Annotated in this window: 19 protein-coding genes; 5 read left to right on the plus strand and 14 right to left on the minus strand. The window is 59.7% G+C overall.

All coding sequences use genetic code 11. From position 1 onward, the window contains the following. Positions 1-3: 3 nt before the first annotated feature. The 7 genes from ACCD02_RS03950 to ACCD02_RS03980 all read right to left on the minus strand — a co-directional run bounded on the left by ACCD02_RS03950 (position 4) and on the right by ACCD02_RS03980 (position 7,482). Positions 4-810, minus strand: a complete 807-nt coding sequence (locus ACCD02_RS03950) for a sugar phosphate isomerase/epimerase family protein (RefSeq protein WP_413298669.1) — start codon at positions 808-810, stop codon at positions 4-6. Further along, on the minus strand, positions 795-1,598 hold the full coding sequence (locus ACCD02_RS03955; protein WP_413298670.1) for a triose-phosphate isomerase family protein: 804 nt from the start codon (positions 1,596-1,598) through the stop codon (positions 795-797). Before ACCD02_RS03955 ends, ACCD02_RS03950 begins: the two co-directional genes overlap by 16 nt. After that, a complete protein-coding gene (locus tag ACCD02_RS03960; protein ID WP_413298671.1) occupies positions 1,595-2,065 on the minus strand; it encodes a ribose-5-phosphate isomerase in 471 nt (156 codons plus the stop codon). Before ACCD02_RS03960 ends, ACCD02_RS03955 begins: the two co-directional genes overlap by 4 nt. Then, the gene (locus ACCD02_RS03965; protein WP_413298673.1) at positions 2,058-3,821 is read right to left on the minus strand and encodes a dihydroxyacetone kinase family protein; all 1,764 of its coding nucleotides are present in this window, start codon (positions 3,819-3,821) and stop codon (positions 2,058-2,060) included. The genes ACCD02_RS03960 and ACCD02_RS03965 overlap by 8 nt, the downstream gene beginning before the upstream one ends. A 3-nt stretch (positions 3,822-3,824) precedes the next feature. Further along, complete coding sequence (locus tag ACCD02_RS03970; protein WP_413298674.1) at positions 3,825-5,180, minus strand: MFS transporter; 1,356 nt, start codon at positions 5,178-5,180, stop codon at positions 3,825-3,827. Between the two features lie 439 nt (positions 5,181-5,619). Continuing rightward, positions 5,620-6,636, minus strand: coding sequence for a M10 family metallopeptidase C-terminal domain-containing protein (locus ACCD02_RS03975; protein ID WP_413298675.1), 1,017 nt, complete (start codon positions 6,634-6,636; stop codon positions 5,620-5,622). A 108-nt stretch (positions 6,637-6,744) separates the two neighbouring features. Beyond that, on the minus strand, positions 6,745-7,482 hold the full coding sequence (locus ACCD02_RS03980; RefSeq protein WP_413298676.1) for a hypothetical protein: 738 nt from the start codon (positions 7,480-7,482) through the stop codon (positions 6,745-6,747). A 193-nt stretch (positions 7,483-7,675) separates the two neighbouring features. Between ACCD02_RS03980 and ACCD02_RS03985 the strand changes: the two genes are divergently transcribed. The 3 genes from ACCD02_RS03985 to ACCD02_RS03995 all read left to right on the plus strand — a co-directional run bounded on the left by ACCD02_RS03985 (position 7,676) and on the right by ACCD02_RS03995 (position 10,840). Beyond that, positions 7,676-7,924, plus strand: coding sequence for an acyl carrier protein (locus ACCD02_RS03985; RefSeq protein WP_413298677.1), 249 nt, complete (start codon positions 7,676-7,678; stop codon positions 7,922-7,924). 481 nt (positions 7,925-8,405) lie between these two features. After that, a complete protein-coding gene (locus ACCD02_RS03990; RefSeq protein ID WP_413298678.1) occupies positions 8,406-9,473 on the plus strand; it encodes an alpha/beta fold hydrolase in 1,068 nt (355 codons plus the stop codon). A gap of 122 nt (positions 9,474-9,595) precedes the next feature. Next, positions 9,596-10,840, plus strand: a complete 1,245-nt coding sequence (locus ACCD02_RS03995) for a M20/M25/M40 family metallo-hydrolase (protein ID WP_413298679.1) — start codon at positions 9,596-9,598, stop codon at positions 10,838-10,840. A gap of 116 nt (positions 10,841-10,956) precedes the next feature. Here the strand turns inward: ACCD02_RS03995 and uxuA are convergent, their stop codons facing one another. The 6 genes from uxuA to ACCD02_RS04025 form a co-directional block, all read right to left on the minus strand. Next, positions 10,957-12,132, minus strand: a complete 1,176-nt coding sequence (uxuA, locus tag ACCD02_RS04000) for a mannonate dehydratase (protein WP_413298680.1) — start codon at positions 12,130-12,132, stop codon at positions 10,957-10,959. A 14-nt stretch (positions 12,133-12,146) separates the two neighbouring features. Then, the gene (locus tag ACCD02_RS04005; protein ID WP_413298681.1) at positions 12,147-13,607 is read right to left on the minus strand and encodes a mannitol dehydrogenase family protein; all 1,461 of its coding nucleotides are present in this window, start codon (positions 13,605-13,607) and stop codon (positions 12,147-12,149) included. A gap of 27 nt (positions 13,608-13,634) precedes the next feature. Continuing rightward, positions 13,635-14,927 (minus strand): MFS transporter, encoded by a 1,293-nt coding sequence (locus tag ACCD02_RS04010; RefSeq protein ID WP_413298682.1) that lies wholly within the window; start codon positions 14,925-14,927, stop codon positions 13,635-13,637. 67 nt (positions 14,928-14,994) lie between these two features. Continuing rightward, positions 14,995-16,026: a Zn-dependent oxidoreductase gene (locus tag ACCD02_RS04015; protein WP_413298683.1), complete on the minus strand. Its 1,032-nt coding sequence runs from the start codon at positions 16,024-16,026 to the stop codon at positions 14,995-14,997. 66 nt (positions 16,027-16,092) lie between these two features. Further along, positions 16,093-17,304, minus strand: coding sequence for a D-mannonate dehydratase ManD (gene manD, locus ACCD02_RS04020; RefSeq protein WP_413298684.1), 1,212 nt, complete (start codon positions 17,302-17,304; stop codon positions 16,093-16,095). Positions 17,305-17,308: 4 nt separating this feature from the next. Further along, a complete protein-coding gene (locus ACCD02_RS04025) occupies positions 17,309-18,310 on the minus strand; it encodes a sugar kinase (RefSeq protein ID WP_413298685.1) in 1,002 nt (333 codons plus the stop codon). A gap of 152 nt (positions 18,311-18,462) precedes the next feature. Here ACCD02_RS04025 and kdgR point away from each other — a divergent pair, with 152 nt between their 5' ends. Next, on the plus strand, positions 18,463-19,245 hold the full coding sequence (kdgR, locus tag ACCD02_RS04030) for a DNA-binding transcriptional regulator KdgR (protein ID WP_413298686.1): 783 nt from the start codon (positions 18,463-18,465) through the stop codon (positions 19,243-19,245). 39 nt (positions 19,246-19,284) lie between these two features. Here the strand turns inward: kdgR and ACCD02_RS04035 are convergent, their stop codons facing one another. Continuing rightward, the gene (locus ACCD02_RS04035) at positions 19,285-20,196 is read right to left on the minus strand and encodes a LysR substrate-binding domain-containing protein (protein ID WP_413298687.1); all 912 of its coding nucleotides are present in this window, start codon (positions 20,194-20,196) and stop codon (positions 19,285-19,287) included. 108 nt (positions 20,197-20,304) lie between these two features. Here ACCD02_RS04035 and ACCD02_RS04040 point away from each other — a divergent pair, with 108 nt between their 5' ends. After that, on the plus strand, positions 20,305-21,384 hold the full coding sequence (locus tag ACCD02_RS04040; RefSeq protein WP_413298688.1) for a tartrate dehydrogenase: 1,080 nt from the start codon (positions 20,305-20,307) through the stop codon (positions 21,382-21,384). Positions 21,385-21,436 lie beyond the last annotated feature (52 nt).

The raw sequence follows: 21,436 nt of genomic DNA on the forward strand, positions 1-21,436 counted from the left end.
GGGTCACTCCTCGGTTTGTCTTGTAGTGAGGTAATTCAGGTTATGGCGAGTCCACTGGTCTTCTAGAGCGCAGGTGGTCGCCGCGTCGAGCTGCCAGGGCAGCCAATGCTCGATGATCTGGTTGATGTGCCGAGTGTTGGGGCGGACCTTGTCGCGCATATACGCGTAGTCCAAAAGGCCTTCGCCCATGGGGCAGCCAGCGAAGGTGAAACCAACCCAGCCGTCGCGGCGGGAGAAGGCGAAGTCCTTGACGTGCAGGTTGAGCACCCGTTCGGCGGTCTGGTCGATGACATCCGTAGGGTTCTCCAGCGCCGCGACACAGTTGCCAGGGTCCAGACAGATGCCCAGCCAGGGACTGTCGATGCGCTCGATTACGCCCATTACCATGCGGGTCGGTACTTGCTCGTAGGTTTCCAGGGCCAGCTTCACGTCCTGCTCGACGAACTGCGGCATCACTGTTTGCAACAGGGCAAGAGCCTGGTCCGGCGTCGGTTTCAGGCTATTGCTGTTGAACATGCTGCGAATCAGCCGCACCCCGAGAATCTCGGCGAACCCGAGGTATTTGCGCAGATGCTCGGTTTCCAGGCCTCGAGTACCCAACTCCAGCACCAGCCCGAGGTCATCGGCCTGGCGCTTGAGGTCAAGCAGATCACTGACGCTGAATGCCTCAATGGCCTTGAAGTCGCAGATCTGGAAGACCCCGGCGCCCTGTTCCGCGGTCTGTTGCAGCATCTGCGGCAGATCCAGCGGATGCGGCACTCGCTCACTGGCGCGCCAAAAGAACGAATAGGTACTCAGGCCGATTGCCATTGCGCGCTCTCCTCGTAGCGGTCCGAGGACACGGCGCACAAGCGGCCCGTCTCTTCGAGAATCGATTGAAACGCAGCCGGATCATGGGCGAAGCGTCCCAGGAACAGGCCATCGACCTGCCCCCTCAGCTGGCTCAGCAGACCAGGCCCGGCACTGCCGCCGTAAATCACCCGGATGCCCGGGTCATCCAGTGCGTCGCGCAGCCCCTGGCAAACCTGACCGATAAACTGTGCGTCAGCAGGTTGCGCCGCACCGATCGCCCATTGCGGTTCATAGGCCAGGATCAGCTCGCCACTCAGCCCGCTGCGACGCGCCGTTGCCAGTGATGAATCCAGCTGCTGGCGACAGACCTGCACCGCCTCGCTCACTCCGAGCGAGTGCTCCTCCCCCAGGCACAGCACCGGTGTCAGGCCGTTGCGCCAGGCTGCGGCCGTCTTGTCGGCGATCTGCTGGTCGGTCTCGGCGAAATGCCGACGACGTTCGGCATGGCCGATTTCGACAACGCCACAGCCCATCTCGCGCAGCATCCTGGGGCTGACCTCGCCGGTGTAGGCGCCTTCGTCTTCCCAGAACAGATTCTGTGCGCCCACCCGGGCCAGGCCGCCGAAGATATCCAGTACCGGCGCCAGGGTCGGATAGCTGGGGATGATGAACACCTCGATGGCGCCGCTGCGCACATCGGCATTGGCCGCGAGTTGCGCGGCAATGGCCCGGCACCAGTCGAGGGTACGACGGTAGCCGAAATACATCTTCAGGCTGACGCCCAGCGTCACCAAGGGCCTGCTCATCGCGCGCTGACCCGCTCGTAATCGGTCAGGGTCTGCACCTTTTGCGCCGAGGCCGAGTGCTCATCGAAACGATAGGTCAGCCACTCCTTGAGCAGGCGCCGGGCCAGCTCGATGCCGATGACCCGCTGGCCGAATGTCAGGACCTGGGAGTTATTGCTGAGCACCGCCCGCTCCACGGAAAAGCTGTCGTGGGCGGTGACGGCGCGTATGCCCGGTACCTTGTTGGCTGAAATCGCCATGCCCAGGCCGGTGCCGCAGATCAGCAGCGCCCGGTCCGCCGCCCCCGAGGCGACCCTTTCCGCCGCAGCAATGGCCACCAATGGATAGGCCGTATGGCTCTGGCTGTCGACGCCGACGTCTTCAATCAGCTCGACATCCGGATAGCCCAGCAGGTCGCGCTTGAGCGCTTCCTTGTATTCATAACCGGCGTCATCCGAGCCTATGACGATGCGCAAAATGTCACTCATGAACAGTCTCCTCAATGCGGCGGGGAGCCAGGGTGCCGGTCCACAGGACGGGCTCGATGGCATTGATGATCAGGGCAAGCGATACCGCGCCTGCATCCGGGGTGCCGAGACTTTTCTCTGCCAGGGGCCGCGCGCGGCCGATGCGCGGACGCAATTGGGCAGTGGCGGTAGCCGCGTCAGTGGCGACCTGTGCGGCAACGCGCCAGGCCTGATGCAACTCCAGCCCCTGCCCGGCGGCTTCGCTCAGCGCTGCGCTGAACGGCACCAGCACGTCGACCATGGTCTTGTCGCCAACCTGGGCCTTGCCGAAATGCTGGATACCGTCGCTGGCCCGGCGGATACCATCGGCCACCGACGTCGCATCCGGCTCCTGACGATCACCCAGTGAAGTTCCCAATGCGGTAAGCAGTACGCCCCAGATCGCGCCGGACGTGCCGCCCGCCTCATCGGCCCAGGCGTCAGCGGCACAGCGCAGCAAGGTGCCGACCCCGGCGTTCAGTGTCAGGACCTCACGGGCCTTGGCCACAGCGGCGATAATTCCGCGTTGCATACCGATGCCATGATCGCCATCACCGGCCACCGCATCGATGCGGCCCAGTTCACCCGCTTGCTCCACGACGATGCGTTGTGCCGCCTCCAGGGCCTGCATCACGCAGTGGGCGGAGCGCCGGGACTTGGCGCTGGCGGGCGGTATCACCTGCTGTTCAACCACTTGAGTCGGGTCATCGATCTGTTGTTGGGCAATCTGCAGTGCGCCCTTGCGATAGGCCGGCGTCAAGGTCGGCGCACGCCAGAAAGCTTCCAGTTCGGCATCCAGCCAGCACAGGGTCAGAGACAACCCGGCCATGTCAAAGCTGGTAACCAGCTCGCCGACCTCAGGCTCGACCACCGTCAGCCCGGCAGCATCGAGCAACTGTGCGACACGCCGATAGAGCACAAACAGCTCTTCGTATTTGATGCTGCCCAAACCATTGAGAATGACCGCGACACGTTGGCCTGCCGGCTGCGCGATGCCGTCCGGCAGTTCGTTGAGCAGGGACGAAACAAGGGTCTGCGCCAGTTCATCAGCGCTCGGCACCGCGCCTTCACTGATACCGGGCTCACCATGGATGCCCATGCCCAGGGCCATCCGGCCTTTTGGCACATCGAACAGCGGATGCTCGGCACCCGGCAACGTGCACCCAGAGAACGCCACACCCAACGAGCGGGTCCGGGCATTGGCATGACGGGCCACCCGCACCACCTCGGCGAACTCATATCCGGCTTCGCTGGATGCCGCCGCGACCTTGAACACCACCAGGTCACCGGCAATGCCCCGCCGCTTGTGCTGCTCGTCAATGGATGCGCTGGAAATATCGTCGGTGACCGCGATTACTTCACAGGGGATGCCTTCGGCATTGAGCCGGTCCTTGGCCAGGCCGAAATGCAGCACATCACCGGCATAGTTGCCATAACCCAACAATACCCCGCCGCCCTTGTGCGCCGTGCGAGCGATCCCGTAGATCTGCTGCGCGGAGGGTGAAGCGAACAGATTACCCATGACCGCCGCATGGGCCAGACCCTGGCCGACCAGGCCGGCGAACGCGGGATAGTGCCCGGAGCCGCCGCCTATCACCACCGCCACTTCGCCGCTCTTGTACTGGGTGCTGCGCATTACGCCGCCGGGCACCTGGCGCACCTTGTCACGGTGAGCGGCGACGAATCCTTCGAGTAGCTCACTGGCAAAGGCAGAGGGTTGATTGAACAAACGGGTCATTTCTTATTCTCCCTGGAAGGCCTGGGGCGGTACGCTCATGGGTTTGGCGTCGAGCTGTGGCCGCCGGGCGCCAAGAGCAACCATCAACAGCGCAGACATCAGCATCAGGCCACCGACCACCATCATCGGAACCGAGTAACTGCCGGTGTAATCCTTGAGTGCACCGGTGACGAAGCCCGCGGAAAAACCGGCGACGTTGCCGACTGTATTGATCAGCGCCACGGCGGCGGCCGCAGAGGCTCCGGTCAGGAACTGGGTGGGCAGCGTCCAGAAATTGGGCAGTGCGGCGAAGATCGAACAGGCGGTGACAGTGATCACGGCGACGGTAGCGGTCGGCGAACCCATGTACAGCGCCAGGGGGATGCTCACCGCGCCAGTCAGGGCCGGCAGCGCGATGTGCCAGGTACGGCAGCCACGCCGGGTTGCATCGCGGGACCACAGATACAGCGCCACAGCCGCTGGCAGGTAAGGGATCGCAGTGATCAGGCCCTTCTCGAAGACGCTGAACGTCGTACCGAACTGCGCCTGGAAGCCGCCGATGATGGTGGGCAGGAAGAACGACAGCGCATACAGCCCATAGATGAAACCGAAGTAGATCAGGCACAGCATCCATACCCGGCCATTGAGCATCGCCGCGCCGACACCGATATGGTGCTTGCTGTTGGCTGATTCGCTGTGTTCGCGTTCCAGCTCGCCGATCAGCCAGGTTTTTTCTTTGCTGCTCAGCCACTTGGCCTGGGAAGGATGATCGACCAGATAGAACCAGGCGATCAGGCCTACGGCAATGGCGGGCAATGACACGCCGAGAAACATCACGCGCCAGCCGGACAGCCCGAAGAGGCCGTCATGGCCAATCAACCAGGCTGCCAGCGGCGCACCGATCACAATGGTCAGCGGTTGCGCGAGATAGAACAGCGCAAGGATCTTGCTGCGATAACGCGCCGGCACCCACAGGCTGAGAAACAGGATCGCCCCCGGGAAGAAACCCGCTTCGGCGATGCCCAGCAGCAGGCGCAGGGTATACAGACCTTCGACGCTGCTGACCCAGGTGAAGAGCAGCGAAACGATGCCCCAGGACACCATGATCCGCGCCAGCCATTTGCGGGCGCCGAACTTGTGCAGCGCCAGATTGCTCGGCACCTCAAGCAGGATATAACCGATGAAGAAGATCCCCGAGGCCAGCCCGAATTGCGCGATGGTCAGGCCCAGGTCCTGGGTCATGCCATTGGGCCCGGCGAACGAAATCGCCGTACGGTCGAGGAAATTGATGAAAAACATGAGCGCCACGAATGGCACAAGGCGTAGGGAAATACTGCGAATGGCCGATTGCTCGACCCGGGAAGCGGAGCTGTCATGCATGGCGTTTCTCCGACTCATCTACAGGCTCCGACAGAGCTGGTGTGATGAGATGATGTTCTTATTGGGGCCACTGAAAGGCAGCGATCCAGACCTGGGCTCGGCGTCACTGTGCAGGCGTTAAGCTTGGGTAAGTTCTAGCATGGGGTTTTTCATTTGTATACTGGGATGATGGTATGATCTCTTATATTATTCGCAACCAAGGCAAGCTCCAATCCCGGGACGCCCTATCTAGAGCATCCGGGCGAATCCCTGACCGTATATCGATATTGTTGCTGTGGTGGGGATCACGCGTGTGCTTTGATTGAATCGAGGTTTCTTGGGAGCCTGCTTGCTGGCGATAAGCTGCGAAGCGCTCGCAATAGGTCAGTGACTGACCTTACGCCATTGCCAGCAAGCTGGCTCCTATGAGTACCGGGGGCCAGAGCTATCGCGGCGGCCCTTAACCGACGGTTGTCGGAGCCACTCCAACAAGATCGATCTCGTTCTCGATGACAGTAGCAGTCGGGTTGTTATCAAAAATCACACTGCCCTCACTGAGCTCCTTGCGCACATCGCCAGTGAAGAGAATTTCAAAACTATGCCCCTCGGCATCGGGGTCCAGTGACTTGAGGGAGGTTTGCGTACCGGCTGCGTTGACGCTTAGCTTAAGCGTGCCATTGTGGCCGTCACCCAAACCGGTGAAACCCAGAATCGACAGGTCCACCAGGTCGCCCTCGGCAGCATGGAAGTCAGTGATCAGGTCGCGATGGGTCACATCGGTGGTATCAGCCCGAAAGCTGTCGGCCACCGCAGCGAAGAAGAAGGTGTCCGCGCCACTGCCGCCCGAGAGAGTGTCGCCATCCAGGCCGCCGTCGATGCGGTCATCGCCCCCTGCCCCATTGACAACATCACGCCCCATGTCGCCCGACAGGGTTTCCTGCCCCTTGTCTGTGCCAATCACGACATCGTCGAAGCGATCGCGCTCATCGAGATTCCAGAAGTTCGCGTTTGTGAGGGTGGTGCGGTAATCCCCCTGCAGGGCGACCTGGAAATACTTCAGGTCCTCGCCCGGAATGTAGTCGTGCTCATAGCTGCGCAGGTAGGTACGGTCCAGCGACTCGTTGTAGACCAGATCAATCTTTCCGCCATAACCATAGCCGATCCCGTCAAGTCCCAGGGCCGTGAGATCTAGCCAGTCATGGGTCGGGTCGAACCCGACGATCAAATCGCTATGGCCGCCGGTACTGTCCACATAACTGTCGCTTTCAGCGGTAAAACGAAAGGTATCGCTCTGGCTGCCGGCGATCAGCCGATCATCGCCTGCACCGCCGATCAGCACGCTGACACCCTCGCCCTCGCCCGCCGTGAGCACGTCATTACCGGCGTTTCCGTAGAGCATGTTGTTGCCATCTGTACCGTCGATGACATCGCTTTTAGTCGTGCCGTACCAGTCGGTCCGTTGGGTGAGCGATGGCATACTGCCCCCTTCTCTATTCGATGATGATTGAAGGGAAACAAGGCTAGAACAGCACCCGGATATGGCCAGAGGTAATGGATGAGTGGCCCTTTTCCTCAATGCGCAATGTTATTGCACTGGCAGGAAGTTCATCAGCAACAGGCTCTGGGCGTAATTGAGACCAATGCGTCTGTAACGCTCATCGAGAATTTGCGCCAACAGATCGAGACGCGCGACGATCTTGCCAAACTCCACCGCGAAACTGAGATTACTGCCCTGCTCCGATATCTCGTTGGAAAAAAGCATTAACGAGCCATTGGCGTCCTGCCGCTGGCTGAGCAGCCAGGTGGCCTTCTCGATATTGCGCGCGGCATTACTGACAAACTGCGGATTGATCGAGTCGGTCATATAGAACTGCGTACGCCCGCCATGGGCAGTCACCAGCATGCTGCCAATCGCATAGATAAAGGCGCCTACGCGATCACCGCGAAACTCCGGGCTCAGGGAATAACTCAAGGCCGCAAGATCTCGCCGATTTCCGAGAGCGGGCAGCGACTGCCCCTGCTCAATCGCCCGACGGATCTCCCGGGCAGCCGTCACCGCATCGGTATAACCCGATAGCCGCCACTGATTCGGGTTGCGCAGATAAAGCTTGTTCATCAGCAAATACAGACTTTGCAGATTGTCGCGCATGCCCAGAGTCGCCACGCGATCGACCGTGGTCTGGAAAAACTCATCAGGCTTGCCGTTGCTGAACTGTCTGGCGATATCGCGGCCGTCTTGTTGGGTGCAGGCTGCGGCACACAGTATGAAGACCATCACCAGCAGCAGTCGTCGGATTAGATGAACAGGTGATGTGCGATCCATCGGCAGGAATTCTGGCTCTTGCGTTCACGCCAGGAGCGGCGTGCTTGTGACAGAGATAGATCAGGGAAATGAGGGAAAGTGCGATGGGGGGCCGATTTAAGGGGCAAACCTAGTATTTCTGACAGTTGTCGACGGTTGGACACCAGGGGGAACATGGCGCGTCGTGTATTTATGAAGCAAGGCGAGGTGCACCATGGCACAGGCAGATGTGTTTGAAAGACTCAAATCAATTATCGTCGATAAGCTGGATGTTGAGAATTCAGAAGTTACCAAGGAAGCGAGTTTCTCCGAAGACCTGGGCGCAAACTCACTTGATCAGGTTGAACTCATAATGGCGATCGAAGATGAATTCGTCATTCAGATGGCTGATGATGAAGCTGAGAAAATCAAGACAGTGGGACAGGCATTTGATCTGATTATTAAAAAAAACGCGCAATCCTAGTGCCCTGTCTCGCAGATAGGTTCACTCTGGTCGGGGGCTGGTTTTGTCAGGCAAGGCGCCGCGACGAGTCATAGCAGGGCTATGGGGAGGAGCGGCAACGTAGCCTGGCGAAATCAGACGCCGTCCAGATTGAACAGCTTATTTGCGAGACAGAACACTAGTTACCCTATACGGGATGAAATAGGCAGCGGTTCAAAAACCAACCCAAGTCAACGACGATGGTCTGCTTCAACGCAATTACCGCAGCAGCCTGACTTTGTTGCGCACGCGCAGGGTCGCCATACGATCCACAGAGGCCTGGAAGAAAGTGCGATACCCGCTGTTTTGTATCACTGCGTATCCCTATCAAATTGAGATACACAGGCTTTCATTCAAGGGCTGATTGGACACACTCAAGACACGTTGTCCCGTTGAAATGCGCTAAAGGTTTGCAGGGGATCAGACGGATCCCCTGGCCATCAATGCGCACGGAGACATCGTCATGAACAGGACAACGCCGCACCATCGCCCAGGCAAATCTCGCAACCGCCTGCTCCCTGCATCATTCCTGGCGATCAGCCTGGCCGCTGTATTTGGCGCGGCTCATGCCCAGGAAACCGATTCTGCGGGCGCTATCACGGCGGCAGGTGATATCAGCCACGCAGCGCCCTCGCCCTTTGGCCCGCTCAAGCATGTCAAAGCCGGCCTGCTGAACGTCGCCTACGCCGAAACCGGCCCTGCCGATGGCCAAGTGGTAATTCTTCTGCATGGCTGGCCATACGACATTCACAGTTATGACGAGGTCGCACCGTTACTCACCGCAAAGGGCTATCGCGTATTGATGCCCTACGCTCGCGGCTATGGCGATACCCGTTTCCTTTCCGACAACACCCTGCGAAATGGCCAGCCGGCAGCCCTGGCCAGCGATGTCATCGATTTCATGGATGCCCTGAAGATCAAGCAGGCCGTGCTCGGTGGCTACGACTGGGGCGCGCGCTCAGCCGACATCGTCTCGGCACTGTGGCCAGAGCGGGTCAAGGCATTGGTGTCGGTCAGCGGTTACCTGATCGGCAACCAGGCCGTTGGCAAGAACCCGCTGCCACCCAAGGCCGAACTGCAGTGGTGGTACCAATTCTACTTCGCCACCGACCGCGGTCAGGCAGGCTATGAGAAAAACACTCACGACTTCGCCAAACTGATCTGGCAAATCGCGTCGCCAAAATGGGCGTTCGATGACGCCACTTATGACCGCAGTGCCAAGGCGCTGGAAAACCCGGATCACGTTGCCATCACCGTATTCAACTACCGCTGGCGCCTGGGGTTGATCCAGGGCGAATCTCGCTACGATACCCTGGAGCAGAAACTGGCAACCGCACCCTCCATCAGGGTGCCAACCATCACTCTCGAAGGCGACGCCAACGGCGCACCACATCCGGCGCCTGAAGACTATGCCAAGCGCTTTACCGGCAAATACCAATTCCGTCTGATCAGTGGCGGCATTGGCCACAACCTGCCGCAAGAAGCACCGCAGGCGTTTGCCCAAGCGATTGTTGATGTGGATCGTTTTTGACTGTGGTTTTGCAGTGAGCCAGAGCGAGTTGCTGCTCGCTCTGTCTCAGACTATGAATGCGTGCTGAATCCTCAACAAAGCGCTAGGGTGTCCTGACGAATTAAAAAAACAAGGATCGCTTTATGGTATTCGCCTTCTCCCGCTCCACATTGGCCGCCACCCTGGGCCTGTCCCTGGCCCTTGGCATCGCAGCCCCCACTGCATTCGCAGAGCCGCACAAACAGATCCTGGCCGATTCCGAGCAGTACAAGGGCGAAGCTCTCAAACTGCTGGAGCGCATGGTCAACATCGATTCGGGCTCAGGCTATGAGCCCGGCCTGACCCAGGTTCGCGACATTGCCGTCGATGAACTGAAAAAACTCGGCGCGACCATCGAGACCGTGCCCAATACCCCGGACACCAGCAGCCATGTGATCGCAACACTCAAAGGCACCGGAAAAGCCAAGATCCTGCTGATGGCACACATGGACACGGTATTCAAGGAAGGTTCGGCGGCAGAGCGGCCGTTCCATATCAAGGATGGTCGCGCCTACGGCCCCGGTGTAATGGATGATAAAGGCGGCATCGTCGCCGGTATTTACGCGCTGAAAATCCTCAACAACCTGAACTTCAAGAACTACGCGCAGATCACCTTCTTGCTGGATGCCAGCGAAGAAAGCGGCTCTGACGTCGCGACCGCGCTGATCAAGAAAACGGCGAAAGAACACGATGTCACTCTCAATCTGGAACCTGGCCGGCCTGCCGATGGCTTGGTGGTATGGCGCAAAGGTAGCGCCACTGCGGTGGTCGAGGTCAAGGGCAAGGCAGCGCATGCCGGTGTAGCACCGGAATTGGGGCGCAATGCCGCGATGGAAATGGCACATCAGATTCTGCAACTGGGCCAGCTGGGGGATGCCGAGAAAAAAACCACGATCAACTTCACCGTGCTCAAGGCCGGTGACCGGGTCAATGTGATCCCGGATCAGGCCACTGCCAAGGCCGATGTCCGCGCAGCATTACCGGAGGAGTTTGACCGGATCGAGAAGGACCTGGCCAGAGTTTCGGCGAACAAGCTGATTTCAGACACCCAAGTCACCACCAGCCTGATTCGTGGCCTGCCACCGATGCCGCAAACGGCCCAGTCGGATGCGTTGGTCGACATCGCCCAAGGGATTTATGGTGAGTTGGGCCGCAAGCTGACGATCGAAGGCAGCGGCGGCGCGGCAGACGCCAGCCTCTCGGCCGGAGTGGGCACACCGACCCTGGATGGTTTCGGCATCGTAGGCGGCAACATCCATACGCCGGAAGAATATGCCGAAGTCGAAAGCGTTACTCCACGCATCTATCTGCTGTCGCGGATGATCATGGAGTTGGCAGAGCGCAAATAGCCGCATCGGGGCAAGCCCCTCTCTTCTTGAACAATGCATGAATTACCAACGTGCATGGTTTCTGTGGGAGGGGGTTTGCCTGCGATTGCTTGACGACAGGCTCCGTTTTCAAGCCATCAGCCCAACTGCTGGCGTACCGCCAATTCCACACCGCGGATTTCTGCCAGGCCCTTGAGGCGACCGATCAGCGAATAGCCGGGGTTGCTTTTACGCTGTTGATCGTCAAGCAGTTGATGGCCATGGTCCGGACGCAACGGCAGGCGCGGACCACCTTCGCGCTCACGCCTGCGCTCTTCTGCCACCAGCGCAGCGATGACCCCAACCATGTCGACATCGCCGTCCAGGTGGTGAGCTTCATGGAAGCTGCGTGGGTCGGCCTCGCGGCGGGTTGAACGCAGGTGGGTGAAATAGATGAACGGCGCAAAGTGCTTGGCCATCGCCACCAGATCGTTGTCTTCACGTACGCCATAGGAACCGGTGCAGAACGTAAGGCCATTCGCCGGGCTTGGTGCGGCGTCCAGCAACCACTGGGCATCTTCGGCCGTGGACAGGATGCGCGGCAAGCCGAGCAACGCCCGGGGCGGGTCGTCCGGGTGAATCGCCATGCGCACGCCCACGGCCTCTGCAACCGGCACCACCGCGCGCAAAAAATACCCCAGGTGTTCACGCAGTCTGGCTTCGTCGATGTGCGAGTAGGTGCGCAGCAACGCCCGGAAATCATCCAGGCTGTAGTGTTCTTCGGCGCCGGGCAAACCGGCGATCAAGGTATTAACCAGGGTGTCGGTCTGGGCGGGCGTCAGTTGCTCGAAATATGCCTTGGCCTGCTGGATGTCCTCGACGCTGTATTCGGCGTGTGCCTCCGGGCGCTTGAGGATGAACAGGTCGAATGCCGCAAACGCGGTGTGATCAAAACGCAGCGCCCAACCGCCGTCCGCCAACTCCCAGGCCAGGTCAGTACGGGTCCAGTCCAACACGGGCATGAAGTTGTAGCACACGATATCGATGCCACAGCTCGCCAGGTTGCGCACACTTTGCTGGTAGTTGGCGATGTACTCGTCACGCCGTCCGCAGCCGCGCTTTATGTCCTCATGCACAGGAATGCTTTCCACCACAGACCAACTCAACCCTGCGGCTTCGATCATCCGTTTGCGCGCCGCGATGGCGTCCACCGGCCAGACGTCGCCATTGGGGATGTCGTGCAGGGCGGTGACGATACCGGTCGCACCGGTTTGACGGATGTCCGCCAGGGAGATCGGGTCTTGGGGGCCAAACCAGCGCCATGTCTGTTCCATGCTGTTCTCCGTTCTTATTGGGGGGGTACTGCAAGGTTATGCAAGAGACGGCGGATGCCGTCGCGAACCAGAGCGCCATAGGCATCGTGCACGGCATCGCGAAAGGCCGCGTGAGTGGACAATGCTGTCGGGAATACTTCGTCCAGATCAAGAAAGGCATCTACCAACGATGCGCCTTCGAATCGTCCCGCGAGGTCGGCAAAGGTTGCGCTCAAGGGATCGTCAATTGCCTGCGCCGACCCGCTGGGCAGCGGCTGCGTGCAATAGCGAATCCACGCCGCGATAGCCAATGCCGTGCAGGCGATGCCGCGTCCGTCGTCGAGCAACTGCTGCGCGCCAAGCAACAGGCGCTGGGGCAATTTCTGCGAGCCATCCATGGCGATCTGGCGCAAGCGGTGGTGAAGGCTGTCATTGGCAAAGCGCACCTTGAGATCGTGGGCATAGCGCACCAGATCGGCACCCGCCGGCATGTTCAGGGTCGGCGCCGCTTCCTGGAGCATGTAGCGCTCGATGACCCGAGCCAGATCCGCATCGTTGATGGCCTCGCACACCGATGCGTGGCCGGCCAACAATCCCACATAGGCCAACAACGAGTGGCTGCCGTTGAGCATGCGCAGTTTCATTGTTTCAAACGGGCGGACGTCGTCCACCATCTGCACGCCCTCCACCTCCCAGTCCGGACGCCCAAGGGGAAAGTGATCCTCAATCACCCACTGGCTGAAACGTTCACAGACCACGGCCGCACGGTCGTGGCAGTCCAGTTGCTGCTCCAGCCGCGTGAAGGACTCGTCATCCATGGCGGGGACGATCCGGTCAACCATGCAGCCAGGGAATGCCACGTGCTCGTTGACCCACTGCATCAATCCTTCGTCCTGCAACGCGGCCAAGGCACTCACGGCCTGGCGCGTGCGCAGGCCGTTGTCGGGCATGTTGTCGCAGCACAACACAGTGAACGGCGCCATGCCGGCAGCGCGACGGCGGCGCAAGGCTTCGAGCACAATGCCGGGCGCCGTACGCGGCGTTTGCGGATGGGCGATGTCATGGGCGATCGCCGGGTCCTCCACACGCAACTGTCCGGATGCCGGGCTCAGGCAGTAACCTTTTTCGGTGACGGTAAGGGTGACAATCCGCGTCTGCGGCGCGGCCATGCGCTGCAACAGCAATTCCAGATCATGGCCACCCTCGCCCACGTACAGGGCCTCGCGCACTACAGCGATCTCACGCAGCGTCACCTGTTCGCGGTCACGGTACTCGGCCACGTGGTAGCGACCATCCTGAGCGCGCAATCGATCCACCAATGTGCGATTCGAGCGCAGGTTGGCGCTGCACAAGCCCCAGTCACTTTCCCCATGACGGTTGAGATGGCGTTGCAGGTAGACCGCCTGGTGGGCGCGATGAAATGCCCCCAGGCCAAGATGCACGATACCGATCTCAGACGCGGGACGGGTCGAGGGCACACGTTTCACAACAGGCATCGATACGCTCCTTTTTTTCGTGAGTGGTTAGGGCTGGCTCAAGGCCGAAACGGGCTGCGGGCTTTTCGCCTGCCCGTTACCGGTATCCGCCACCGACAGCGGTTTGACATAGCGCGCCACACACACGGCGCCAATCACGGTCAACAGTCCCGCCAGCAAAAATGCACTGGTGAACGAACCGGTGTATTGCACCAGAAAGCCAGTCAAGGTCGGGCCAATGATGCCGGAGGTGTTAGCCAGAAAATGCATGAAGCCACTGACGCCACCCACCCGCGCGGCAGGTACGGTGTCCTGGATGATCGCCCAGTAGATGGCACCGGTGAGGTAAAGGAAGAACACGGCCAAGGCGACGAGGATGACCGCCGGATACAGGGTTTTTACCATCCCCGCACAGGCGATACACGCGGCGCAGAACAACAGGCACGTCACCAACACCACCTTGCGGGAGAACATCATCCGCCCGGTTTTCTTGAACACGAAGTCGGAAATGAAACCGCCCAGGGCCAGGCCGAGGAAACCCAAAACCCAGGGGATGACCGTGACGATGCTCATGTCCTTTACGTTAAGACCGTGAGCCATGGTCAGGTAACTGGGGAACCAGGTCAGGAAGAAGAACAGTGTGTAGTTATAGGAGAAGAACGCCAGGGACGTGAACAGCACCGTGGGCTGCTTGAGGTAGAACCGTAGCGGGAACACCGGCTGCGCCGCCAGCTCGCTTTGGCCCTCGGCCTGCACAATATCATCGGCACCCTCGCCTTCAGGCCGTTCCTTGACGAACTTGTACCACACCGCCGCCCAGACCAAGCCGATCACCATGATGATAATGAACGACATCTTCCAGCCGTAGGTGACGGCGATGAAGCCGACCACCGGCCCGGAAATCGCCCCGCCCAACGGTGTACCGGACATCGACGTGCCGATCGCCCGCGCCCTGCGCTTGGGGGTGTACCAGTTATTGATCATCTTGCTCGTAGTGACGCTCAATGGCCCCTCACCCATTCCGAACAGGATGCGTATGAGCACTAGCGAGGCGAAGCCAACCGTCAGCACCGTGAGCCCGCTGAACATCGACCACAGCACCATCGCCAGCAACAGCGTGGTTTTCGCGCCGTAGCGGTCGGCAGCCCAGCCACCGACAAAGTTGAACACTGCATAACCGACAAAAAAACTACTGAAGATCATGCCGATCTCACCCGTCGAAAGACCATAGTCTTTCTGGATGAACGGGGCCGCAACGGACAATGCCGAGCGATCCAGGTAGTTGATGACGCCTGCCAGGAACAGCATGATGATGATTAACGTGCGACCTTGACCAAACATTGGAACCTCCCGCTTCTTGTGTTTATTCGGTGAGGGTGCCCATACGGGCACGAGTATCTAAAGACGGCTATGGATGAGCGCCGCTCAGTTCCACGAGAACCTTGCGGGTTTGTTCGGGATGGCTTTCGATCAAATCGATTGCCCCCGGCATTTCGTCGAAGCTGACGCGGTGACTGATCATCTCCTGGACGTTCAATTTGCCGCTGGCGATCAGTTCGATCACCTTTGGAAACTTGCGATTGTTCAGGCGCGAACCCACCAGCGTCAGTTCTTTCTTGATCATTTCCAGCTGCACGAGGTCACTCGGCACCGCGTTGAAACCCAACAGGCCGATACGCCCTGCGGGCGAGGCCAGGCGCACCATTTGCGGCATCAATGCCGGAATGCAGGCCGCGTCGACGATCAGCGGCACACCTTCGCCCTGGGTCAATTCACGCATGGTTGCCTCGACGTCGAGATCCTTGCCGTTGAACGTGCGGCTGGCACCGAGTGCCTTGGCAGTCTCCAGGCGTGTATCCAGAACGTCGGTCACGGTGATATCGGTCAGCCCCAGCGCCCGGGCCATTTGCACCAGTGTCAGACCAATCACACCCGCGCCGTAAATCAACAGGCTGTCGCCCGGCTGCGGCTGCATGCGATCAAGCACGTTCAGGGCAATGCTGTAAGGTTCCACCAGCGCCGCATGGCTCAGGGACATCGAGTCAGGCAAGCGATGGGCATTGTCCGCAGGTACACAGACTTGCTCGCTAAAACCGCCATCGCGATGGACGCCAATCACTTGCAGCCGAGTACAGACGTTCGGCCGGTTGATCCTGCACGGGTAGCAGGTGCCACAGCTGATGACAGGATCAATGCACACCCGGTCGCCGACCTTGAGGTTCTCGACCCCCTCGCCCACTTCACGCACCACGCCGGAGAATTCATGGCCGGTTACCCGCGGAAAACGCACAAAGGCGTTTTGCCCGTGAATGATGTGCATGTCCGAGCCGCAAATACCGGCGTAGGCGACGTCAACCTTGACTTCTCCAGGCGCGACCTGGGGCATCTCGACTTGCGCCAGGCCATATTCAAAAGGTGCTCTTACTTGAAACGCTTTCATCGGGTAACTCCTGACAGGGCGGGCGAGACGCTGTGCTCTGTGGTTATGAATAAGTCGAAGCAGCGCTTACCAATGCCAGAGCGTGCCATCTTCCAGGCGATTGACCGGCAGGCTGGCGCGCTTGTAGGGGTATTTAACTGCGAGGCTCTCGTCGATATCGACGCCATGCCCCGGAGTTTCACCAGGCGTGAAGTGGCCATCCTCAAAGCGATAGGCGTGGGGAAAAACTTCGTCGATACGCTCGTCGTGGGGCATGTGTTCCTGGATGCCGAAATTGGGCACCCAGGTATCGAAATGCAGCGCCGCGCCCATACACACCGGCGACAGGTCGGTGGCGCCATGAAAGCCGGTGCGCACCTGATAAAGCGCGGCAAAGTCGGCAATACGGCGCACATGGGTGATGCCACCGGCATGCACCAGGGTGGCGCGAATGTAGTCGATCAACTGTTCCTGGATAAGCTCCCGGCAGTCATGAATGGAGTTGAACACTTCACCCACCGCCAGCGGCGTAGTGGTGTGCTGGCGGATCAGGCGGAAGGCTTCCTGGTTTTCGGCCGGGGTGCAGTCTTCGAGCCAGAACAGATTGAATGGCTCAACGGCCTTGCCCAGGCGCCCCGCTTCAATGGGTGTAAGGCGATGGTGCACGTCATGCAGGATGTGCAAGTCATCACCGAAACGCTCGCGAACGGCGGCGAACAGCTTGGGCACATGGTTCAGGTATTTGGCGGTGTCCCACACATGTTCGGCAGGCAGGTCGCTGTCGGCGGGTTCATACCGTTCACCGCTGCGTTTGGCCACGCCATAGGTGGTAGCAATACCGGGAATCCCGCACTGCACCCGCACCGCCTTATAACCCAACTCCACATGCCGGGCGACTTCGTCCAGGCAACCCTGGATGTCCTTGCCCGTGGCGTGCCCGTAGACCATTACCCGCTCGCGGCTTTTGCCACCAAGCAACTGATACAACGGCATCTGCGCGGCCTTGGCCTTGATGTCCCACAGGGCAATGTCCACGGCGGCAATCGCGGTCATGGTTACCGGGCCACGGCGCCAGTAGGCCCCGCGATACAGGTACTGCCAGATATCTTCGATGCGCTGGGCATCGCGACCGATCAATGCTGGCAGCACGTGTTCTTCAAGGTAGGCGACTACCGCCATTTCCCGACCGTTCAAGGTCGCATCGCCAATGCCGTAGATGCCGGAGTCGGTAACGATTTTCAGGGTGATCAGGTTGCGACCCGGGCAGGTCACAATGACGCGGGCTTCAATAATTTTCATAAAGTCAGGCCTCTACGGCGGAAGAAACTGAAAGCATTTTCAGGCTCGGCATGGCAGCGACAGGGATCAGCGCGCCGGGATGCTGGACGACTTGGGCCGCCAGGCGATGCCCCCAACGCGCAGCCAGTTGTGGATTGCCGCCCTGGAGGCGACACGAAAGATAGGCCGCACTGAAAGAGTCGCCTGCCGCCGTGGTATCGACGACTTGCCGCACCTGCTCGGCAGGGACTTCGAAACGACCCGAAGCGCACTGGATCAAGCACGAGGCCGCGCCACGCTTAACAGCGACTTCACACACGCCAAAATCTACATAAGCGTGAAACAACGTCTCGACATCGGCGTAACCGAATAGTACGGCGTCGTCCTCCCAGGTAATCAGCGCCAGGTCAGTCAGGCGCAGCATGTCGCCATAGGCCTGGCGTGCAGCCTGGGCATCGGGCCACAAATGGGGACGGTAGTTGTTGTCGAAGACGATGCACGTGCCGGATTCACGGGCCAGACGCAAGGCGTGCATCAGGCGCGTCCGGCCACTGACCGTGAGAATCGCCAGGCTGATGCCACTCAGGTAGATGTAGTCGTAGTCCGCTAGGGCCTGCAATACAGCGTCTGCTTCAGGGCCGTCGAACATGCGCCGCGCCGCGGCTTCGCCACGCCAATAAAGAAAGCGTCGTTCGCCACGTGTGTCGGTCTGGATGAAGTACAACCCGGGTAGCGCATCGTTGATCACGCGCACCTGCTCATCTCCGACGCCTTCGTCGCACCAGGACTGGCGCATGGCGTCGCTGAAGCTATCAGCGCCGATGGCCGTGACGTAGTCCACGGCAATCCGGGCGGCAGGGTTCAGTCGGGTCAGGTAGACCGCGGCATTAAGTGTGTCGCCGCCGAAGGTCTGGTTGATACCTGAGACGGTATCGCCGCGCATCTCGATCATGCACTCGCCCACCAGCGCCACTTTGAGGGGGCGAGATGAAGCGGTTTGCGGGCCTTGCCCTGGATTTACCTTCATCACTGCACGCCTTTGTTATTTTTAAAACGGCGGTTCATTTTTAATGACTATGGTCGAGTTTAATCTGATTTCCTGTACCGTCAAGAAAAATGAAACAGCGTTTTGACTTACCAGCGTATATGCTTGAGTTTTTCGTTCCCGTCGGAGCCTTCATGAACGACAGCACCATCCAGAACAACGAACTGGTCTCCGCCGTAGGCCGAACCATGGCCATCCTTGAAGCGCTGGCCGGGCATCCGGAGGAAAGCGGCTTGTCGGAAATCGCGCAGAAACTCGATATGTCCAAAAGCACGGTTTATCGGTTTTTGCAGTCGCTCAAGGCTCGAGGCTATGTGGTTCAGGGTGCAGAGGATCGCTACAGGCTCAGCGTCAGGCTGTTTGAACTCGGCGCCCAGGCCCTGCCCCACCTGGATATTGTCCGCGAGGCGGAACCGGGCATGCGGCGCATCAATGAATTGACTGGCGAGACTGTGCACTTGGGCATTCTTGACGAAGGCAGCATCGTCTACGTGCACAAGATCGACTCCAAATACAACCTGCGCATGTATTCGCGCATAGGCCGACGCGCGCCGCTGTACTGCACCGGTATTGGCAAGGTATTGATGGCGTGGCTGGAGCAGCCCGATCTGATCGCGCATCTGCGGGAAGAAAGTTTCGAGCGCCGTACCGCAAATACTTTGACCAGTATTGAGGCGTACCTGCAAGAAATGGAGGTGGTTCGCGCGCAGGGTTATGCCGAAGACCATGAAGAATTCGAAGACAATATGCGCTGCCTCGCCGCACCGATCCGCGACCGTTTTGGCCATGTGATTGGTGGCATGAGCGTGTCATTCCCCTGCTTTCGATTTCGCGAAGAACTCAAGCAGGACTACGTCAATCGGCTGATGGAGGCCTCTCAGCAGGTTTCCAGGCAATTGGGCTGGCAGGCAAAGTAGCTCATGTAATCCAACCTGCGGGCGCCGCACTGTCGTCGCTTACTTGAGGACCGCGAACGGCAAACGCTCCGCCAGTGCCTGTGCAAGGTAACGGACGAAGACCGAGATGCGCCGGGGAATATGCCGCCGGTGCTGATACACCGCAAAAATGTCGGCCTTCGGTGCCTGATGATCAGTCAGTACCGCCTGCAGGCGGCCACTTTCAAGATGTTGCTGAACATTCCAGCGCGACCGCAGGATCAATCCATGCCCGTCCAGGGCCAGGCTCAACGCAACCTCACCATCATTACTCGACAGCGTCCCGCTGACCTTGTGCGAGTAATCCTGGCCATCCTTGCTGAAGCGCCAGATCGCATAGTCACTGCCGAACTGTCTCAGAACAATGCAGTTATGCTGCGCCAGATCCGCCACACGGGTCAGTTCAGGCATAGCTTCAAGGTATCCCGCAGAGGCGCAGAGAATGCGTGGATTCTCCAGCAGACGAATGCCGATCAACCGTGAGTCCGGCGGCTCGCCCATGCACACGCCGATATCGAATTGATCGTCCAGCATGCTCAGTGGCTGGCTGCTCAGCTCGAGAGAAATCTCAAGTTCCGGGTGCAGCCTGGCAAAGCTCGATACCACTGGTGCGAGGTGCTGCCGCCCGAAACCCAACGTGCCATTGATCCGCAAGCGGCCTTGCAAGGTAGGCTGACGGCTGCTGAGCGCGCTTTCCAGTTCCTCGAGCTGGCGCAGAATCGGGCGGCTTCCCTCCAGGTACAGCACCCCTTCGGGGGTCAGCGACAATCGGCGTGTGGTGCGCTGTAACAACTGCACCCCGAGCCTGGCCTCCAGTTGGCTGAGCCGTTTGCTCACGGCAGGCAGCGACAGCCCCAGATGGCGTGCCACTTCCGTAAGGCTGCTGCGCGTAGCCACCTGCTGAAAGAAACTCAGGTCATCAATCATGCTCATGGATTCTTTCCTTGAAACTAAGAATGGCTTTCCAGCAAGACTAATTATTAATCCAGAAACACTGCATACACTGAGATCCATGCCCCAATCAACCCAGGAGTCGAATCCATGAGCAAAACCCAGTACAAAATTGCAGTGATCCCCGGCGACGGCATTGGCAAGGAAGTGATGCCCGAAGGCGTGCGTGTGCTCGACGCTGTGGCTGCCCGGTTCAATCTGGAACTGCAATGGGACTGGTTCGACTTCGCCAGCGCCGATTACTACCTGGCTCACGGCAAGATGATGCCGGACGACTGGTTCGACACCCTCAAGGGCTACGACGCGATCTACTTCGGTGCCGTGGGCTGGCCGGACGTGGTGCCTGACCATATTTCCTTGTGGGATTCGCTGCTGCAGTTCCGTCGTGAATTCGACCAATACGTCAATCTGCGCCCCTGCCGCCTCATGCCCGGTGTGAAGGCCCCACTGGCGAACCGCAAGCCCGGCGACATCGATTTCTGGGTGGTGCGCGAGAACACCGAAGGCGAGTACTCCAGTGTCGGCGGCAAGATGTTCCCCGGAACCGAGCGCGAGATCGTGCTGCAGGAAACTGTGATGACCCGCATCGGCGTCGACCGTATCCTCAAGTTCGCCTACGACCTGGCACAAAGCCGTCCGAAGAAGCACCTGACCTCGGCCACCAAATCCAACGGCATCGCGATCACCATGCCCTACTGGGATGAGCGCGTCGCGCAAATGGGCAACAAGTATCCCGACGTCAACGTCGACAAGTACCACATCGATATTCTTACTGCGAACTTCGTCCTGCACCCGGACTGGTTCGACGTGGTGGTGGCAAGCAACCTGTTCGGCGACATCCTTTCCGACCTGGGCCCTGCGTGCACCGGCACGATCGGCATCGCCCCCTCGGCCAACATCAACCCGGAGCGCAACTTCCCGAGTCTGTTCGAGCCAGTGCATGGTTCGGCGCCCGACATCGCCGGAAAAGGCATCGCCAACCCGATCGGGCAGATCTGGTGCGGCGCGATGATGCTCGAGCACCTGGGCCATCCCGAAGCAGGCGCCGCAGTGCTGACCGCGATCGAAACCGTGCTTGCGATGGGCCCGGAGAATGCGCCCTTGACCGCCGACATCGGTGGCACCGGCAGCACTGAATCGCTGGGCAAGGCCATCGCGGCTGCGGTCTGAAGTCGGCAATAGCGTGCAATCTCCCATTCCCTCAAGATGATCCGGGAGATTG

The organism is Pseudomonas sp. Pseusp88, from assembly GCF_047303955.1.
Lineage (GTDB): Bacteria > Pseudomonadota > Gammaproteobacteria > Pseudomonadales > Pseudomonadaceae > Aquipseudomonas.

Bases quoted from the DNA above. Each gene is read 5' to 3' on its own strand.
- ACCD02_RS03990 (WP_413298678.1), top strand. From the start codon at position 8,406: ATGAACAGGACAACGCCGCACCATCGCCCAGGCAAATCTCGCAACCGC.
- ACCD02_RS03960 (WP_413298671.1), bottom strand. From the start codon at position 2,065: ATGAGTGACATTTTGCGCATCGTCATAGGCTCGGATGACGCCGGTTAT.
- ACCD02_RS03950 (WP_413298669.1), bottom strand. From the start codon at position 810: ATGGCAATCGGCCTGAGTACCTATTCGTTCTTTTGGCGCGCCAGTGAG.
- ACCD02_RS03970 (WP_413298674.1), bottom strand. From the start codon at position 5,180: ATGCATGACAGCTCCGCTTCCCGGGTCGAGCAATCGGCCATTCGCAGT.
- ACCD02_RS03975 (WP_413298675.1), bottom strand. From the start codon at position 6,636: ATGCCATCGCTCACCCAACGGACCGACTGGTACGGCACGACTAAAAGC.
- uxuA (WP_413298680.1), bottom strand. From the start codon at position 12,132: ATGGAACAGACATGGCGCTGGTTTGGCCCCCAAGACCCGATCTCCCTG.
- manD (WP_413298684.1), bottom strand. From the start codon at position 17,304: ATGAAAATTATTGAAGCCCGCGTCATTGTGACCTGCCCGGGTCGCAAC.
- ACCD02_RS04010 (WP_413298682.1), bottom strand. From the start codon at position 14,927: ATGTTTGGTCAAGGTCGCACGTTAATCATCATCATGCTGTTCCTGGCA.
- kdgR (WP_413298686.1), top strand. From the start codon at position 18,463: ATGAACGACAGCACCATCCAGAACAACGAACTGGTCTCCGCCGTAGGC.
- ACCD02_RS03985 (WP_413298677.1), top strand. From the start codon at position 7,676: ATGGCACAGGCAGATGTGTTTGAAAGACTCAAATCAATTATCGTCGAT.
- ACCD02_RS03980 (WP_413298676.1), bottom strand. From the start codon at position 7,482: ATGGATCGCACATCACCTGTTCATCTAATCCGACGACTGCTGCTGGTG.
- ACCD02_RS03995 (WP_413298679.1), top strand. From the start codon at position 9,596: ATGGTATTCGCCTTCTCCCGCTCCACATTGGCCGCCACCCTGGGCCTG.
- ACCD02_RS04015 (WP_413298683.1), bottom strand. From the start codon at position 16,026: ATGAAAGCGTTTCAAGTAAGAGCACCTTTTGAATATGGCCTGGCGCAA.
- ACCD02_RS04035 (WP_413298687.1), bottom strand. From the start codon at position 20,196: ATGAGCATGATTGATGACCTGAGTTTCTTTCAGCAGGTGGCTACGCGC.
- ACCD02_RS03955 (WP_413298670.1), bottom strand. From the start codon at position 1,598: ATGAGCAGGCCCTTGGTGACGCTGGGCGTCAGCCTGAAGATGTATTTC.
- ACCD02_RS04040 (WP_413298688.1), top strand. From the start codon at position 20,305: ATGAGCAAAACCCAGTACAAAATTGCAGTGATCCCCGGCGACGGCATT.
- ACCD02_RS03965 (WP_413298673.1), bottom strand. From the start codon at position 3,821: ATGACCCGTTTGTTCAATCAACCCTCTGCCTTTGCCAGTGAGCTACTC.
- ACCD02_RS04005 (WP_413298681.1), bottom strand. From the start codon at position 13,607: ATGCCTGTTGTGAAACGTGTGCCCTCGACCCGTCCCGCGTCTGAGATC.
- ACCD02_RS04025 (WP_413298685.1), bottom strand. From the start codon at position 18,310: ATGAAGGTAAATCCAGGGCAAGGCCCGCAAACCGCTTCATCTCGCCCC.